General features: G+C 26.9%; 16 protein-coding genes. 15 read left to right on the top strand and 1 reads right to left on the bottom strand.

The window, feature by feature from the left end; genetic code table 11:
- Nucleotides 1-160: 160 nt before the first annotated feature.
- Nucleotides 161-316 carry a hypothetical protein gene (locus tag ACTG46_RS16895; RefSeq protein ID WP_479923261.1) on the top strand — a complete coding sequence of 52 codons (156 nt, stop codon included), beginning with the start codon at nucleotides 161-163 and terminating at the stop codon, nucleotides 314-316.
- 100 nt (nucleotides 317-416) lie between these two features.
- Here the strand turns inward: ACTG46_RS16895 and ACTG46_RS16890 are convergent, their stop codons facing one another.
- Nucleotides 417-716, bottom strand: coding sequence for a tyrosine-type recombinase/integrase (locus ACTG46_RS16890; protein ID WP_407963991.1), 300 nt, complete (start codon nucleotides 714-716; stop codon nucleotides 417-419).
- Nucleotides 717-1,569: 853 nt separating this feature from the next.
- Here ACTG46_RS16890 and ACTG46_RS16885 point away from each other — a divergent pair.
- The 14 genes from ACTG46_RS16885 (at nucleotide 1,570) to ACTG46_RS16820 (ending at nucleotide 17,096) form a co-directional block, all read left to right on the top strand.
- Nucleotides 1,570-2,115, top strand: coding sequence for a tyrosine-type recombinase/integrase (locus tag ACTG46_RS16885; RefSeq protein WP_407963993.1), 546 nt, complete (start codon nucleotides 1,570-1,572; stop codon nucleotides 2,113-2,115).
- Between the two features lie 26 nt (nucleotides 2,116-2,141).
- Nucleotides 2,142-3,215: a DNA cytosine methyltransferase gene (locus tag ACTG46_RS16880; protein WP_407963994.1), complete on the top strand. Its 1,074-nt coding sequence runs from the start codon at nucleotides 2,142-2,144 to the stop codon at nucleotides 3,213-3,215.
- Nucleotides 3,205-4,254 (top strand): DNA cytosine methyltransferase, encoded by a 1,050-nt coding sequence (locus tag ACTG46_RS16875; protein WP_407963995.1) that lies wholly within the window; start codon nucleotides 3,205-3,207, stop codon nucleotides 4,252-4,254. The genes ACTG46_RS16880 and ACTG46_RS16875 overlap by 11 nt, the downstream gene beginning before the upstream one ends.
- Nucleotides 4,255-4,332: 78 nt before the next feature.
- Complete coding sequence (locus ACTG46_RS16870; RefSeq protein ID WP_479923260.1) at nucleotides 4,333-5,190, top strand: restriction endonuclease; 858 nt, start codon at nucleotides 4,333-4,335, stop codon at nucleotides 5,188-5,190.
- A 49-nt stretch (nucleotides 5,191-5,239) separates the two neighbouring features.
- A complete protein-coding gene (locus tag ACTG46_RS16865; RefSeq protein ID WP_479923259.1) occupies nucleotides 5,240-7,216 on the top strand; it encodes an AAA family ATPase in 1,977 nt (658 codons plus the stop codon).
- On the top strand, nucleotides 7,206-8,534 hold the full coding sequence (locus ACTG46_RS16860; protein WP_479923258.1) for a 5-methylcytosine restriction system specificity protein McrC: 1,329 nt from the start codon (nucleotides 7,206-7,208) through the stop codon (nucleotides 8,532-8,534). Before ACTG46_RS16865 ends, ACTG46_RS16860 begins: the two co-directional genes overlap by 11 nt.
- An 856-nt stretch (nucleotides 8,535-9,390) precedes the next feature.
- On the top strand, nucleotides 9,391-10,353 hold the full coding sequence (locus tag ACTG46_RS16855; protein WP_479923257.1) for a helix-turn-helix transcriptional regulator: 963 nt from the start codon (nucleotides 9,391-9,393) through the stop codon (nucleotides 10,351-10,353).
- 77 nt (nucleotides 10,354-10,430) lie between these two features.
- Entirely contained in the window at nucleotides 10,431-11,060 is a 630-nt protein-coding gene (locus ACTG46_RS16850; RefSeq protein WP_231301085.1) for a type 1 glutamine amidotransferase family protein, read from the top strand.
- A 494-nt stretch (nucleotides 11,061-11,554) separates the two neighbouring features.
- Nucleotides 11,555-11,968: a hypothetical protein gene (locus tag ACTG46_RS16845; RefSeq protein ID WP_479923256.1), complete on the top strand. Its 414-nt coding sequence runs from the start codon at nucleotides 11,555-11,557 to the stop codon at nucleotides 11,966-11,968.
- A gap of 60 nt (nucleotides 11,969-12,028) precedes the next feature.
- Entirely contained in the window at nucleotides 12,029-12,445 is a 417-nt protein-coding gene (locus tag ACTG46_RS16840; protein WP_479923255.1) for a hypothetical protein, read from the top strand.
- A 12-nt stretch (nucleotides 12,446-12,457) separates the two neighbouring features.
- On the top strand, nucleotides 12,458-12,658 hold the full coding sequence (locus tag ACTG46_RS16835; RefSeq protein ID WP_407964023.1) for a helix-turn-helix transcriptional regulator: 201 nt from the start codon (nucleotides 12,458-12,460) through the stop codon (nucleotides 12,656-12,658).
- Between the two features lie 467 nt (nucleotides 12,659-13,125).
- Entirely contained in the window at nucleotides 13,126-14,169 is a 1,044-nt protein-coding gene (locus ACTG46_RS16830; protein WP_479923254.1) for an extracellular solute-binding protein, read from the top strand.
- A 238-nt stretch (nucleotides 14,170-14,407) separates the two neighbouring features.
- Nucleotides 14,408-15,400 (top strand): ABC transporter ATP-binding protein, encoded by a 993-nt coding sequence (locus tag ACTG46_RS16825; RefSeq protein WP_479923253.1) that lies wholly within the window; start codon nucleotides 14,408-14,410, stop codon nucleotides 15,398-15,400.
- Between the two features lies 1 nt (nucleotide 15,401).
- The gene (locus tag ACTG46_RS16820; protein WP_479923252.1) at nucleotides 15,402-17,096 is read left to right on the top strand and encodes an ABC transporter permease; all 1,695 of its coding nucleotides are present in this window, start codon (nucleotides 15,402-15,404) and stop codon (nucleotides 17,094-17,096) included.
- Nucleotides 17,097-17,535 lie beyond the last annotated feature (439 nt).

The raw sequence follows: 17,535 nt of genomic DNA, 5'->3' as shown, positions 1-17,535 counted from the left end.
CAATTTCAAATATTTGATATAAAATTATAACAAATGAAAAATGTTATAAACTCTTCTAGATTAAATAAGTAAAAATTATATAAATGATCTAGCATTAAAATATAAATCAAGAAAAATAGATAAGAATTCTACAGAATATATTAAATTTGTAGATAATAATATGAACTTAATTTTAGAAGCATTAAAATTTGATTCTAGCTTATATGAAATGTTCAAACAACAATTAAATATGACTAGGTCTTATATATATCAAAATGATTTTAAAAACGCATTGAAAGAAATAGAAACTGTATCAAAATATGAACAAGAGCTTTAAAAGTATAAATTTTTTCTATTAAATATTAATGAATTTAATTTATATATAATCTATGCTTTTTTATCTTCCATAATATGAGTGTAAATATCAATAGTAATACTTATATTAGAGTGGCCAAGTAGGGTTGAGTTGTTTTAGGTAGAATCTTAGCTTCGAATAACCTAGTGGAATATGTATATCTTAAGGCATGGAATTTGATAGGATCAATCCAGCTTTTATTTAAAATAGTAGTTAAGATTTTATTAGGTTTATTTTCATTAAACAGTTCTCCTAATTCATTACAAAATACATAGTTAGAGTCTTTATATAAACCTGATGATATAAGTTTAAATTCATTTTGATTAGCTTTAAGAGTTTTTAATTTAATGGATATATCTCTAGATATAACTATAGTTTCCATTGAGTTTTTTGTTTAAGGAAAGAAGATTGAACTATGTAATCCAAGAGATAGAGCTAAAAAAAGCAAGTCAAAGAAATAGTAAGTATTTAGAAATATACACATGGAGCTTTACAATAAGTGGTAAGTGCTTCGAGAAGTCTTCATATAGATAAAGTTCAAAAGTTCTTGATAGTTCAATCAAAAATGACTATAAAATATCGATACATGAAAGCTATATGGAAAATAGAGAAGTTAAAAATAAGTAATAGTATACAAGTATGAAAGAACACTATAGCATAATTCAATATGGTTTCGAACTGTGGAAAGTTGAAAATGAATTGGATGCGATTGTTTATCAGAAGCTTGACCTGTTTATTGAAAAGATAACTGAGAGATATTATAAAACTGAAGAGTAAAAATTATTTGTCTAAGGAGCTAAATAAAATAATATCTTAAATATTAGTTATGATGATATAGAAGAGACTAAATTCATAGTAAATAAACTAAATAGAGGTATAAGAATGTTTCTAAGGCACTATGGATATAATTTATAGGTGATGCTTAAAGATGTGCTAATATGAGGTGATATCTTAGGGCTAGATATCCTTGTGAATACTATATATGGATTTAGATATTAAAGAGAGGGTAGAGCATATATAGAGAAGAGTATGGCCAGAGCTATCGAAGCGATTATGTAGATTGTATGAGGACGATTAAGAGTAAGTTAAAAAAAGAGATCCATAATATAAAAAGTTGTAGAAATTATGTATAAATAAAAAAATATTGAAAAAATAATAATAAATATATATAATTAAATACAGCAAAAGTAAAAAAATAGATATTAAGATGTATTAATAGTTAGGATTGATTAATTATGAAATTAGTAGAACCTATAAAAAATATAGAAGACATAAATAAAATAAAAAAATATTTGAAGTCAAAGAACTTAAGAAATTATTTGATTTTTGTAATGGGGATAAATACGGGTATAAAAACTTGTAAAATACTAAATCTCAAAATTGAAGATATATTAGATTCTAATAATATTAGAGATTCAATAAGTATCAATGGAATCAAATATGACATTACAAAAAATACAAGAGATGCTATAAAAGAATATCTTTTATTTAACAATATAGGGGATGAAAGAAATAAGTATTTGTTTAAAAGTAATAGAGGAGAAGAACCTATAGATAGATCTCATTTATATAGGATTTTAAATGAAGCAGCAAAAAAATGTGATTTAGACATATCTATAGGAAATGAAACTTTGAGAAAAACTTTTGGATATCATTATTACTATCAAGTGGGTAACTTAAAGTATTTGCAATTAGTATTGAATCAAAAATCTATGAGCAAGTTACGTGATTATTTAAATATCGAAAATGAAACAAATTTTAATAAAAGATTTAATTTATAAATAGCAACGGAAATGAGGTAATAAAAATGGCATATAAAGTATTAGACTTATTCTGTGGATGTGGAGGAATTAGTTTAGGTTTTGAACTAGCAGGTTGCGAAATATTTGGAGGTATAGATGTAAATCAAGATGCTATAAATACATTCCAACATAATTTTCCAAAGTCCCAAGCTAAATGTATAGACTTGTTAGCCCTAGATAATGAGGATATTCCTAATATGTTTACAAATATAAAAGATGTAGACATTATAATAGGAGGTCCACCATGTCAAGGATTTTCCACGGCCAATAGATATAAAAAAGAAGATGAAGACCCAAGAAACAAGTTGTTTTTTGAATATATGAAGTTTGTTGAACTTGTAAGACCAAAAGCGGTTTTAATAGAAAATGTAAAAGGCATATTAACGATTAACAATGGATATGCAAAAGAAAAAATATATAGTATATTTAAAGAATTAGGATATTCTATAAATTCAAGAGTTTTAAGTGCTAGTGATTATGGAGTTCCTCAGAGAAGAGAAAGAGCATTTTTTGTTGCGATAAGAGATGGAATTGAATTTGATTTTGATAGTCTTAAAAAAATAGGAAAAATAGTGACAGTTAAAGAGGCAATAGGTGAATTATATCACTTAAGAGAAGGACAAGATATATATTTATTAGATACAGATCCACAAACAGATTATCAGAAATATTTAAGAAATAGTCAAAATACAATAATGAATCATCTTATAAAATATCCAGCCCAAAAAGTTCAAGATAGAATAGCTTGTGTTCCACAAGGTGGAAACTGGAGAGATATACCACTAGAATTATTTGATAATCAAAGAAGTAATAGACATTCATCAGCTTATAAAAGATTAAATGAAGTAGATTGTTCAGTAACTATTGATACAGGTAATGCACATAGTAATTATTTCCATCCTTTGTATCATAGAATACCAACAGTTAGAGAAGCAGCTAGATTACAATCATTTAATGATGAATTCGAATTCTTAGGGTCTAGAACTAGCCAATATAGACAAGTAGGTAATGCAGTTCCACCGTTATTAGCAAAAGCTATAGCGAAAGGTATAATGGAGGTTTTAGATAATGAGCAATAAGCCAAAGATAATAGACTTATTTTGTGGTCTTGGAGGATTTAGCCAAGGATTTGAAAAGGCTGGATTTGAAAGTATTTTAGCAATAGACGTATGGAAAGATGCTATAGAAACATATAATTACAATCGTGAAAATAAAATAGCAAAAAATATGGATATAAAGCTATTAGACAATGAAATGATAAAAGAAATAACTTCAAAGCATCATATTACAGGAATAATAGGTGGACCTCCATGTCAAGGATTTAGTACAGTTGGAACTAGGAATGTAGAAGATGATAGAAACTTTTTATATTTAGAATACTATAGAGTTGTAAAAGAAGTTATGCCAGATTTCTTTGTTATAGAGAATGTAAAAGGACTACTTACATTAAACAAAGGAATGTTCTATTATGATATAAAAGAAAGATTTGGATCATTAGGATATACAGTAGAAGCTAAGATATTAGATTCATCTGATTATGGAGTACCACAAAAAAGGCTGAGAGTATTTTTTGTTGGGTTAAAGAATGGTAAAAAGTTTGAGTTCCCTGAATCGTTAGGATATAAGATATCTACGAAAGAAGCTTTAGGAGATTTACCATCATTAGATAAATTAAATAATGCTGATGAAGGATTAAAATATAATAATGAACCATTAAATGATTTCCAAAGAGAGATTAGAAATGATAGTGTTGAAATATACAATCATGAACAAACAAAACATACAGAACAAACTATAGATATAATATCTCAAATAAAAGATGGTGGAAGTATTAAAGATTTACCAGAAGAATTTTGGAATGTCAGAAAATATAATAAGGCTTTCCAAAGAATGAATAGTCAAGAGCCATCACACACAGTAGATACAGGTCATAGAAACTACTTCCATTATGAAGAGAATAGAATTCCATCTGTTAGAGAGTGTTGTAGATTACAATCGATACCAGATAATTTTATTATAACAGGGTCAAAGACTAGTCAATATAAACAAGTTGGGAACTGTGTTCCTGTTAATTTAGCATTTAATTTAGCAAGTAAGATAAAGACATATTTGGATTAAATTAGTAAAATGGTATTATGGAAAATGATACCATTTTTGTTTTTATAAAAACAAATTTTAGATAATTAGGGGGAATTTATGTTTAATTATACATATGAAGATTTAATGATTCCATGTTTTCAAGCAATAGATACTCTTGGAGGGTCAGCTACTATTAGTGAAATAGATGATGAGATTGCCAAAATATTAAATTTAACAGATGAAGAAATAAATTATATGCATGATAATAGTACTACTAAATTAAAATATAGAGCAGCTTGGGCTAGAACTAATTTGAAAAATGTTGGATATATTGAAAATAGTAAAAGAGGAGTATGGTCTATAACTTCAGTTGGTAAAGAAGTAGAAGATATACAATCAGTTGATTTAATCAATAGAGCAAGGCAGGTAAAGAGTAAAAAGAATAAAAAAGATTCAGATTTAGAACTTATAGTAGATAATCAAGTAATTGATATTGAATGTGGCAATGATGAGTATGTATGGAAAGATGAGATACTTGAAATAGTAAAAAAAATTGAACCAGATAGATTTGAAAAATTATGCCAACGCTTATTAAGAGAATTAGGATTTGTAAATGTGGAAGTAACTAAAAGATCATGTGATGGAGGTATTGACGGAAAGGGGATATTAAAACTAGGTGGAGTATTATCATTTCATGTAGTATTTCAGGCTAAAAGATATTCAGGTACTGTTGGAGCTTCTATAATAAGAGACTTTAGAGGTGCTATGGTAGGAAGAGCAGATAAAGGATTAGTAATAACAACAGGTATATTTTCAAGAAAAGCTATAAAAGAAGCTCAGAGAGATGGTGCTACACCAATAGACGTAATAGATGGAGATGAACTAACAAAACACTTAAAAGAACTGGGATTAGGTGTAGAAGTAGAAATGGTCGAAAAAATAACTATAGATAAAGATTGGTTTGAAAATATATAACATAAAAGGTTAAAATAGGAAATATAACGATTTATGGAGGGAATTCTTTATGAGTAAAAAACAAATATTATACTATGGACCGCCAGGGACAGGAAAAACATATGAAGCTAGAGAGGCTGCGCTTAGAATAATAAATCCTAATATAGATAATGAACTAAAGAATTTAGGGGCAGAAACTAGTACAGAAAATAATAATACAGAAATAAATTTACAAATAGCTAACAAAGCATTTGAAAAATTCTTTGAATATGATAAAGTTGAAAATGAAAGTAAATCAAAATTTTTAAATGATAGAGAATATAAGCCAGGAAAGACTTGTTATAGGAATATGTCAGCACTAAATAAATTCATGGCTATAATGATAGAAAAAGATGATATAAGTATTTCAAGAGAGCAATGGCCAGACAAAGGATCTTCTACATTTGCTCAATATTCAAGAGCAGTAACTAACTTTGATTTAGGAGTAGAAGAGAAGCTACAAGGTAATAAAAAGGGTGTTAGATTAAATCAAGAAGGTATAAGAATAAAAGAAGAATACAAAAATTTAATAAATTTAAATGAAGGTATAAATCTACACAACTTAAGAAACTTACCTGACTTTGCTAAAGATGCAGTATTAAATTCTATAAAAAATACTGATAGACACAATATGAGTATGTGGAAGAGTACTATAATTGGAGCATTATGGTTTATAGCTAGAAATGGATATATATTTAAATATAGTACACCTAAAAGTATACAAAGAACTGAAAAAGAAAATAAGTTATTAAAAATATGTTTAGGATATAAAGCTGAAGACAATGAATTTTTAAGCTGGGTTATACCATACTTATTAGATTTAGGACTTGTTGTAGAATCTGAAGCACAAGATTCTAGATATATAAGTGAATATTATTTAAGTGAAGAAGGTAAAGACTTATTAAGAAATATGAAAATAGTTACTGATGTTACTAATACTGAATATTCATTAGGTATGGTAGCTGAAGAGGATTCTATATACCAAACGCAAAGTGAAAAAATATATAGACTAAATGATTCTTTCATAAGTAAGAGATCGAAGCTTAAAGAACTATTCTCTAGGTATAGAGACAATGAAGAAAATAACATAGATATGATAACTTTACATCCATCATTTGAATATGAAAATTTCATAGAAGGTATATCTGTAAAAACTATAGATACAGGAATTGCATATTACAATAAAAATGGAGTATTAAAAGACATTTGTTATAAAGCTCTTAAGAATCTAATAAAGAAGAATCTTTCAAATCAAGTTGAGAATCAAGAAATTACAGAAGCTGAGAAAGATGAAGTATTAAGTATCATAAAAAATTGGAAAACTTGCTATGAAAAATATAGATTATTAGAAAGTACATTATCATGGGATTATTGTGATAACTTTGTATTAATAATAGATGAAATCAATAGAGGTGATATGCCAAAGGTATTCGGAGAAACTATTACACTATTAGAAACAGATAAGAGGTTAGGATCTCACAATGAACAAGTTGTTAAATTACCTTTTACAAATGATACATTTGGAATACCTAAAAATATATTTATTTTAGCAACAATGAATACTAGTGATAAAAGTATAGCTAATATGGATATAGCACTTAGAAGAAGATTTGGATTTGTTAAGTGTAATCCTAAATTAGACTTAATAAAAGAACTATACACATTTGTATCTACTGAAAATGATAATAGAAATTTATTATATGAATCAGTTGATGCAATAGAAAATATAAATAAAAAACTATCTAAGATAAGTTTTATAGGACCTGATAAGATGATAGGTCATTCATATCTAATGGGAAAAGATGTATTCAAAGATGAGAATATAGTTGATGTGTGGACACAAGATATAATACCTTTGTTAGAAGAATATTTCTTAGGAGAATATGATGAAATTATAGATGTAATACCTGAAAGGTTCATAGAAAGAGAAACAAGTAATTTTGTATATAAAGATAGTGAAGACATACTAGAATTAATAAAAGAGTTGGCTATTAAAGATGAGCAATAGACCAAAAGATAAAAAGATATATAACTTAAGTGAAAATGAAAGCTTTTCACTTAGGAATTCTTCTAAGGAGTTATCGTATATTAAGCAGAGATTTAAAACTTGCTTCGAGTTTACAAAAGGAAAAAATGAGACAATAGTAAAAGGAAAAAACATAGTTGGAGTATTAGATTTAGGTGATAGTATTTATAGGATATACCCTAAAGTTGGAGATGTCCTAAACATATTTAATATGATAAATAGAGTTGCTACATCCGATTATGAAAATATAAATGGAAGAGGATATTTATACTTAGACCCAAAAGTATTAGTGAATGTTGAAGAAGGTAATACAAAATTAATTGAAGCTCTTATATTAACATTTTTAAATGAATTATGTAAAATAAGTAAAATTGGGTACACAAAAAATTATAATAAAAACATAGAGAATATATATTTTCTAAGAGGAAAATTAGATGTCAGTAAACAGGTAAGAAAAAATATTTTAGGGACTAAATTTTATTGTAAATTTAATGAATTAATATTTTATACACCTGAAAATATTATTCTATATAAAGCAATAGATAAGCTTCTTACACGATATAAGTTAGGTAAGGATATTAGGAGTAAGTTACTATTTTATAAAAATGAGCTTTCAGTATTAATAAATCCTGTAGTTATAAATAATATAGATATAAATCGTACTTTTTATTGTAAAAATAGAACTAATTCACATTATGAAACTTTAATAGCTATCTCTCAAATAATTTTAAAAGATAGATTTGCATCATCATTAAGGCATGGGAATGGACTATTTTGTAACTTTATGATAAAGACAGATTTACTATTTGAGCAATATATTTTTATATTATTAAATGAGCTAATAAATGAAAAATATAAAAATTATTATTTAAGATATCAACATACTATAGACTCTATAGTAAAAGTTGATAATAATTTTAATAAATTAAAAAACAATAGTTTTTTAAAGATGGATGCAGATTTTTTAATATTAGAGAAAGATACAGAAAGACCTATTTTAGTTGTAGATACAAAGTATGTAGATATATATGAAAAAAATAAGTTAGGAAATTATGCATATTATCAGATGATATCCTATCTAACAGGACTAAATATAGGAGTACATAGAAATAAAGGTATATCATCAATATTATTAGCTCATGGGGATGAAGGAAACACGTATAAAGTTGCTAATGAAGAGTGTGATATGTACATAATGACAAAGGGAATAGATATATTAGAGAATGAAATTAGTGTAAAAAATAGATTGGATGCTATAATAGGATTATTTTTATCAAATGAAAGGATAATCAATAAATAATATGATTGATTGAGTTTAGGAAGCTCATTAGCATTGTCATAGTTACTATTGATTAAGAGAAAAAATAACTTTTATTAATCTTGATTATATACTAAAGTGAGAATAAAGGCTTAACAATCATAATTAGGTAAATAAATAGAACTGAAATTTATAGAAAAGTCAGGTATATAGGCGAATCTTTTGGTGTTGATGATAGCTAAGGGGATTATTTATATTCAATATATAACCCCAGCCATTTAGGTAATAGTTTAAACAGTGAAAAATGGGAAGTCATAGAAGACTACTCAAGAAATCTAAAAAGCAACATGGAAAAGTATGGATACAAACAAGAATGTGTAAGTGAACTTAGTAGAAGCATTAAGAGTGATAAAGAAATTTAAAAGTTTAAACAACAAACTAAATTTAAAGATAAACTGTAGCAATGGCAGGGAATTGAAGGGCTTATGGTGGTTACACTCAAGCATTAGATAATGAATCTGAAATAGCAAGTATAGAGATAGATGCTAAGTACATATATGATATTTACTAATATGAAATAGAATCAATAGAAGTTAGATAAAAGCGCTTATTTATTGCTATAGAAAACATTTAAAAGTATAATATCTAATTTGTACCCATTCTATAATTCCTTAATTATAAGATATTTATATAAATAAGGAAAATTAAATGTTGAATTCATTGAAAATACTAAACTAACATAAAAACTAAATTATATAAAAAGTAGATAGTAGACTTCCCTCGTCTCCACCATTAAAATCCAAGAAAAATATTAGCACTTTGCTAATATTTTTTTTGTGAAAACTAATCATAACCTATATAATTAACTTATAAAACACACACAAAGAGGTAAAACTATATGGCTAAAATTGATAATATGATGTCCATATTATGGATGCTAAACTCAGATAAAAAAATAACCGCAAAACAAATATCTGAAAAACTAGAAATAAACATAAGAACTGTTTACAGACACATTGATGCATTATCTGCTAGTGGAATACCTATAATTTCAGATACAGGTCATAATGGTGGATATACACTTTTGAATAATTTCATCAAAGCACCTCTTTTTTTCAATACAGAAGAGCAAACTGCTCTACTTCATGCAGCTATATTTGCTAAAGAAGAAGGGTGTTTTTTAGATGAAACATTAGATAAAGCAACTTCAAAGTTAAAAATGTATTCAAATCAAAAACAAGAAGAAGTTTTAATAAAACATTTAATAGGTTTTGAAGTAATAAAACCCACTGGAAAAATATCCATAGAATCTGTACTTAAAAAGTTGAAAAATAGTATAGCAAATGAATCATCTGTAGAAATTAATTATCGCACAGCTCGTGAAGAAAAATCAAAATGTAGGATTATAAATCCATATGGAATTGTTCGTTGGAATAATAATTGGTACATAGTGGCATTTTGCCAAATGAGAAATGAGATTCGTAGCTTTAGGTTAGATAGAATTAGTAGTGTTATAGAAACATCAAATACTTTTAATAGACCAAAGGAATTTTCAGCAAGTGAATTCTTTATAAAGGGGATTATGGACGAAACAAAAGATGAAGATAATACTATACAATTAGTTATAGAAGGAAAGATAAATGCATTGGACAACTTATGTCAGCATTGGCTTCTAGGATATTATTTGAAAGAAAGGACTTCAAATAAAGCAATATTTAAACTTCAAGAAGAGATAATATTTACATATGTACCAAATATACTTATACCTTATAGAAAATCTATACAAATAATTGAACCATTAAGTCTTAGGGATAAAATGGTTGAAGATTTAATTGAATTAATTAATCACTATCAAATTTAATAACTTAACTGACAGAGTATGTCAGTTAAGTTATTTTACAATGTAGGTATATTAATTGATAAGATAAGGAGTAAAAGATGAAAAATAGAAAAGTATATATGTATGTATTCGATACTATGTCAGATTGGGAAGTTGGATATTTAACTGCTGAATTAAACACAGGAAGATATTTCAAAAAAGGATTAAAGCAACTAAAAGTAATTACAGTAGGAGTTGATAAAAATCCTATTATAACAATGGGTGGATTAAAAGTTTTACCTGAGATTACAATTGATGAGCTTAATATTGAAAGTAATGATTTATTAATTTTGCCAGGGGGAAATACTTGGATGTCTATGGGTCATGAGAAAATATTAGAAAAATCTAAGGGGGCTTTGGAACAAGGGTCTATAGTTGCAGCTATTTGTGGTGCTACTTTAGGGTTAGCTAAAACAGGTTTACTAGATTTTAGAAATCATACAAGTAATGATTTAGAATTTCTAAAAATGGTGATACCAAGTTATTCTGGAGAAAAATATTATAAAATGGAATCTGCAGTTAGTGATGAAAATTTAATTACTGCTTCAGGAATTGCACCATTAGAATTTACGATACAAGTTTTAAAAGTTTTAGATGTTTTTAAAGAAGAAGCATTAACTTCTTGGCTAAATCTTTATAAGACACATGACTCTAAATATTTTTTCGAATTAATGAATTGTAATAAATAAATTTAAGATTTATTTTTAAATTCAAATTCTAAACCACTTTCTCTATGGCAATAGATAAGTGGTTTTTTATTTTGATTATGAAATCCAAAATCACACTCCAGTCGCCCAAAAAGGTATTTTTGAAGAATATTGAAGTGAATTTAGGTTGTATAACTATACATTTCAATATTTCATATTAATTAGGATAATAGTTAGTAAATGATATGATTGAGAGAATAGATATAATAAACTAATCTAGTACTGTACTGCTTACTAAAGAATAAATTTTTATGGTATAAGAATTTTTTAGAGAGCGGGTTATATAGGAGTGAATAAAAAAGTAATTTTATAATATTATTTGTAAGCATTAGATATCTATTATGAAATCTTTTATGGACTATACTTGTAAAAATATTATTAAGTATTTACAATATTTTCTTGCAATTTATTTGGAAAAGTTATATATTTATAACATGAGGTGTTATAAATATATAACTTTTAAGGGGTGATTTTATATGTCTAGATTGAAGCTTGGTGTTAAAGCAAATCTTGTTTCAGAATTCCTGCTGCTATCCTATTTCTTTATAGACTTATTATTAGAAAAGTTTATTTTTAAAGGCGAAGGTATTTGGATTACTTTTATAATCTTATTAGTTTTTTGGGTATTTGACTCAATGTATAATAAAAAATATAATGATTTAGTTGATGAGGCATCAAAACTTATGTTATTAAAGGTTGATCAAATTGCATCAAAAATAATGCTGTACTCTATGTTTGTAATAGCTGTTCTCTTTTCAGCTAATCATACAAGAGCTTTGGATGTATCAAATTTGGATATAGGTATAATTCTATTAGCAGTTTTATTTATACAATCGTTATCTAAATTAATTCTGTATATACATTTTGATAAAAGAGGTATATGTAATTAAGTAATTATATTAATGAAAACAAAAACTAAAGAATATATAACTTTTAAGGAGGATTTTTATATGTCTAAATCAGAAACTGGAGTAAAATCAAATCTTATCTTAGAATTACTTGTAATAACTTATTTTTTTATAGCGGTATTAGCGACTAAGTATATTTTTAAAGGTCCAAGTACGGCTTCTCTTCCAGGGCTGAGCTGGTTAATAGTTTTTGGTTGTTATCTAATTTATAATAAAAAATATAATGATTTAGTTGATGAATCATCTAAATTTATACTATCAAAGGTTAATCAGATTGCAATAACAATAATGATGTATTCTATAGTTATAATTGCTATTTTCTTTGCAACTCCTTATACAAGGAATATAAATATATCAAACCAGGACACTGGCATAATTCTTATTGCAGTATTATTTATACAATCATTATCTAAATTAATTTTGTATGTGTATTTTGATAAAAGGGGGATATGTAACTAAGTGGCAATATTGATGAGGACAAAAATTAAAGAATATAGGGAAAAACTCCTTATGACACAAAATGAACTTGCTAAATCGGTTGGAGTAAGACGTGAGACTATTGTACACTTAGAAAATGGAAAATATAATCCTTCTTTAAAGTTAGCTATGGATATTGCTAAAGTATTCAATACTACAGTGGAAAATTTATTTGAATTTATTGAGGAAGAATAGTGGATAGGTTATAAACATTTATAAGATGGTTAATGAAATATAGCTATTTAGTTATTAAGTTTGCTAAAAATATTTGCATGTAATATAATTTGTGATTAAAGTTAGATTATAATTATTTTAAGATAAAAAAGTATTGTAAATGATAAAAATAATAAATGATTTAAGAAAATATCTCATATACCATAGAATCATTAGTTCAGATGACCTATTTATAGGTCATTTTTTATGTATATAATGATAATACTGATACTTAAAATATGTCTTGAAGAAATACAATACTAATATTAAAAAAGGATTAATGTGAATACAAAAATTATATGTATAAAAATAAACATGGATATAGAAAAAAACAATAACAAAATAAGTGACTATAGAAAAATACAATTATATAGATTGTTGTCGAATCATTGACTATAAGAATAATAACATTTAAAATGAACATGGAGAATATGGGGGGAGGAGTCAATATGAAGAGAAAAATAGCAGCTATTTTATCAACTGTAGTGATGTCATTATCACTTGTAGCTTGTAGCAATGATAATATAGCAAAAAGTGATAAATTAGAGGATACATTAGTAGTATATACTACTCATGGTGAGGATATGCTAGGAGCGATTTCTGAAGAATTTACAAAGGAAACAGGAGTTAATGTTGAATTTATAAACTTAAAAGGTGAATTAGCAGACCGCGTTAGAAGTGAAAAAGATAATCCACAAGCAGACGTAATGTTTGGTGGAGATACATCTACATATATGCAATTAAAAGAAGAAGGATTATATGAAAAGACTGAACCAAGTTGGAATAATGAATTGGACAAGTCATATAAAGATTCAGAAGGATATTGGTATGGAACTATAAAAACACCAGTAATGATGTTTTATAACACAAAATTATTATCAGCTGATAAAGCACCAAAAGATTGGAGCGATTTAACAAAAGAAGAATATAAAGATTTAATAGTTACTAGAGATTCATTATCATCATCTATGCGTTCTACTGTTAGTAACTTAATCAATTACTATTCAACTACTAAGAGTGAAGCTGAAGCTTGGAAGTATCTTGAAGATTTAAATAAAAATATAAAGAACTACTACAATAGTGGAAGTGTTATGTATTCAGCAATAGGTAAAGGTGAAGCTGCTATATCTGTTGCAGTGTTAAGTGATATAATAGATAATAAAGAAAAAAATACTATGCCATTAGAAGTTGTGGATGCAGAGAATGGTTCTGTAGTAATTACAGACTGTGTAGCAGCTCTAAAAAATGCACCACATCCAAATGCAGCAGCTAAATTTGTAGATTTTGTTGGAAGTGCTAAGGTTCAATCTATGGTTGCAAATGATTTTAACCGTATACCAACATTAGATTCTGCATTTAAGGATTCACCAAAGTGGATGTCGAAAGAATATAAAGCTATGGATGTAGATTGGTCTGTAATTGGAAAAAATCAATCTAACTGGATTGAAAAGTGGGAAACAGATATAATAGATAATAATAAAACTATAAAATAGTCTAGTTAGATAATTTAATATTATATACAAAAATAGTGAGGATTTTCCTCGCTATTTTACGTATAAGGGAACTATAGTATATCATGGTTTTTTTGTAATTCACGCTACCTAATGATGCTAATACTCTGATATTAAATAAAATAGCTTTTGAGTAATTAATGAAGTAGTCAATGATGTGAAGTGATTCATCATGTGTATATTTAAAATTTATAAATATTAGATAATTTGTGGGGTCGATATGAAGAATATAGAATTAAAGGAAATTAATCATTATTATGGAAAAGAAAAAGTATTACATGATATTAATATATCCATCAAAGAAGGCGAATTTTTTACTTTATTAGGGCCTTCTGGATGTGGTAAAACAACCATTTTAAGAATAATTGGTGGATTTATAAAACCTTCTTCTGGGAGTATTTATGTTGGTGATAAGAATATTACCAATCTAGAACCAGAAAATAGAAATATGGGGACTGTTTTTCAAAACTATGCACTGTTTCCAAATATGACTGTAGAAGAAAATGTATCTTATGGATTGAAAATAAAAAAATTATCTAAAAAAATTATAGTAGAAAAATGTGATACTTATTTAGAACTGGCAGGAATGAAAGATTTTAGGAAAAAAAAGATTGATGAATTATCTGGTGGACAGCAACAAAGAGTGGCAGTAGCAAGAGCATTAGCTACTGAGCCTACAATGCTTTTATTAGATGAACCAATGTCTAATCTAGACGTAGCTTTAAGAGTCAAAATGAGAGAAGAAATAAGAGAGATACAGCAAAAAATTGGTATTACTACTTTATTTATTACTCATGATCAACAAGAGGCCTTGGCTATTTCTGATAGAATAGCTGTAATGGATAAGGGTAAAGTTCTTCAAATTGGTATGCCAATGGAAGTCTACAAAAGACCATTGAATAATTTTGTGGCAAATTTTGTAGGTACTTCAAACTGTATTGAAAAAGAGGATTATGTTAATTTTAATATTGAAAAAGAGACAAAGCCTTATATTTATAAAAGACCTGAAGAAATGGTATTGTTGCAAAATACTAACCAAAGTGGATTTGTAAAAGTAAAAGTAGAATCTAAGCGTTTCTTAGGTCCAATTTTAGAATATACAGTATCAAATAATGAGAAAAAATATCAAGTGACTGAACTTAATAGGCTGAATAATAGTAATAAATTAAATGTAGGGGATAGGGCATATTTAGGTGTGCTACAAGGTGAATAATATGATTAAAAAAAGAAACCATAGTAAATTCACATCTAAAAATATTATTTCTATTATTTTATACAGTATATTATTTTGGATTCTGATTGGATATATTATCGTTCCAATAGCTAACACCTTTGCACAAGCATTTCAAGGTGAAGGTGGATATTCTTTTGAAGTATTCAAAGAATATTTTTCAAATACTAATAATTTAAGGGTAGTAAGCAATACTATAATTTTGGGATTGGGTTCTGTACTTGTATGTGGAATTATGGGTATATCACTTGCCTTGTATATGACATTTGTTTGTGATAAACACAAAAAAATCATACATATTCTTTTATTAAGTCCGATGATGATTCCTGGAGTAATTATGGTAATTGCATGTATTCAGCTTTATGGAGAAAGTGGGATAGTTACAAAATCTATAGAAATTTTACTCTCATTTATCAACAAACCCTATGATTTTAGTGGATTAAAGGGAATTTTATTTGTAGTTGCCTATACTCAGTATGTGTATTTTTATTTAAATGTATATGTTGCCTTAAAATATGTGGATTACTCAACAGTTGAAGCTGCAAAGGGAATGGGAGCATCAAAGCTAAGAGTATTTTTTGATGTAATATGGCCTGTTATTACACCAGCTGTTATAACTTCTACTATTATAACTTTTGCATCAGGGATTAGTTCTTTCTCAGCACCAAATCTTATAGGTGGTGGTTTTAAAGTTTTGAGTACTCAGATTGTTAGGTCTAAGGCTAATAACCATATGGATATAGCCTCAGTTCAAGTGATTACTTTGTTACTAATGGGGATTGCATTTATGCTTTTGTTACAGTATTATGGCAAAAAATATGGAGTAGTATCATCCCTAAAATCTCAAAGCTATAAAGTTAATAATAGAAAAAAAGACTTATTTACATTTGTATTTAAGATTATTATTGAAATACAAATTATTATTATTATACTCCCTATAATTACTATTGTATACTTATCATTTGTAAGTACACATTCAATTATGACGACCATATTTCCTAGAGATTTTACACTGGAAAACTACCAGATGATTTTCCAAAAAACACGTGTATTACAGCCTATTTTAAACAGTTTGAAAATGTCTTTAATGGCAGTGGCATTAGGATTGATAATTACTGTACCAGTTTCGTATTTAGTAATTAAAAAAGATAATACATATAATCGACTAGCAAAATTTATTATAATGTTACCTTGGAGTATGCCTGCAAGTGCCATTGCAGTTAACCTAATTAATACATTTAATCAAAAAAGTATATTCGCTTTTAATGAGTCCTTAATAGGTGGTTTTTATATTTTGCCTATAGCATATACAATTTATGCCTTGCCATTACTATTTTCATCCAGTGAGGTTGCTATGAAGTCAATAAATTTAGGTCTAGAAGAATCATCAAGGAGTTTAGGTGCTGGAAGAATGCAAACCTTTTATAATATAATAATCCCAAATATGATGCCAGGAATAATTTCAGGGGCTATATTGGTATTTATTCGTACAATTGGAGAATATACAATGTCAGCCTTGCTTTATGGCGTTTACAATAGACCTATTTCAATATCCATTGTAACTAATATGCAAGAATTTAAGATAGGAGTATCTATGGCTTATGGTGTATTAGTAATTGGGATATGTTATATAGCATTAGGAATAATTTTTAAATTAGATAGAAAAAGATTTACATAAAATAATAGAGACTAACTTATAAATTAGTGATTAGAAAACCAAGTTTCTTTATTTCTTAGAAATGAACTCAAGAAGTATGATTTTGGTGTGTTATGTCAAGCTTATGACATCTAAAAATTAGATAATTGTGAGTATGATTCCTATAAATCATCTCTACCATTGAAATGTACAAAAAGATATTGGCTGTCTGGCTAATATCTTTTTGATTTTTTGATGTCAATATAGCATTAACTATAGTGCTAGTGTTTTAAAATTTATAACTATAGGTATGTAAAATATAACATCTATGTAAGATATGCTATTATTGAATGTTAATTTTCAAGTAAATGAAAGTAGGGTATTTGATATGTTTGTATCTTTTAATAAATTGATGATATAGCTAGAGGATAGAATTTAAATGAATATTTACAAAGTAATCACAATTATTAGAGTCAGCTTT

The organism is Clostridioides sp. LIBA-7678 (assembly GCF_056716065.1).
The sequence above is the reverse complement of the archived record's forward strand: the minus strand, read 5'-3'. Positions and strand labels throughout refer to the sequence as shown.

What these genes read in the sequence shown, in the direction of transcription:
- ACTG46_RS16895 (WP_479923261.1), top strand. Translation starts at nt 161, where the DNA reads ATGAACTTAATTTTAGAAGCATTAAAATTTGATTCTAGCTTATATGAA.
- ACTG46_RS16890 (WP_407963991.1), bottom strand. Translation starts at nt 716, where the DNA reads ATGGAAACTATAGTTATATCTAGAGATATATCCATTAAATTAAAAACT.
- ACTG46_RS16885 (WP_407963993.1), top strand. Translation starts at nt 1,570, where the DNA reads ATGAAATTAGTAGAACCTATAAAAAATATAGAAGACATAAATAAAATA.
- ACTG46_RS16880 (WP_407963994.1), top strand. Translation starts at nt 2,142, where the DNA reads ATGGCATATAAAGTATTAGACTTATTCTGTGGATGTGGAGGAATTAGT.
- ACTG46_RS16875 (WP_407963995.1), top strand. Translation starts at nt 3,205, where the DNA reads ATGAGCAATAAGCCAAAGATAATAGACTTATTTTGTGGTCTTGGAGGA.
- ACTG46_RS16870 (WP_479923260.1), top strand. Translation starts at nt 4,333, where the DNA reads ATGTTTAATTATACATATGAAGATTTAATGATTCCATGTTTTCAAGCA.
- ACTG46_RS16865 (WP_479923259.1), top strand. Translation starts at nt 5,240, where the DNA reads ATGAGTAAAAAACAAATATTATACTATGGACCGCCAGGGACAGGAAAA.
- ACTG46_RS16860 (WP_479923258.1), top strand. Translation starts at nt 7,206, where the DNA reads ATGAGCAATAGACCAAAAGATAAAAAGATATATAACTTAAGTGAAAAT.
- ACTG46_RS16855 (WP_479923257.1), top strand. Translation starts at nt 9,391, where the DNA reads ATGGCTAAAATTGATAATATGATGTCCATATTATGGATGCTAAACTCA.
- ACTG46_RS16850 (WP_231301085.1), top strand. Translation starts at nt 10,431, where the DNA reads ATGAAAAATAGAAAAGTATATATGTATGTATTCGATACTATGTCAGAT.
- ACTG46_RS16845 (WP_479923256.1), top strand. Translation starts at nt 11,555, where the DNA reads ATGTCTAGATTGAAGCTTGGTGTTAAAGCAAATCTTGTTTCAGAATTC.
- ACTG46_RS16840 (WP_479923255.1), top strand. Translation starts at nt 12,029, where the DNA reads ATGTCTAAATCAGAAACTGGAGTAAAATCAAATCTTATCTTAGAATTA.
- ACTG46_RS16835 (WP_407964023.1), top strand. Translation starts at nt 12,458, where the DNA reads ATGAGGACAAAAATTAAAGAATATAGGGAAAAACTCCTTATGACACAA.
- ACTG46_RS16830 (WP_479923254.1), top strand. Translation starts at nt 13,126, where the DNA reads ATGAAGAGAAAAATAGCAGCTATTTTATCAACTGTAGTGATGTCATTA.
- ACTG46_RS16825 (WP_479923253.1), top strand. Translation starts at nt 14,408, where the DNA reads ATGAAGAATATAGAATTAAAGGAAATTAATCATTATTATGGAAAAGAA.
- ACTG46_RS16820 (WP_479923252.1), top strand. Translation starts at nt 15,402, where the DNA reads ATGATTAAAAAAAGAAACCATAGTAAATTCACATCTAAAAATATTATT.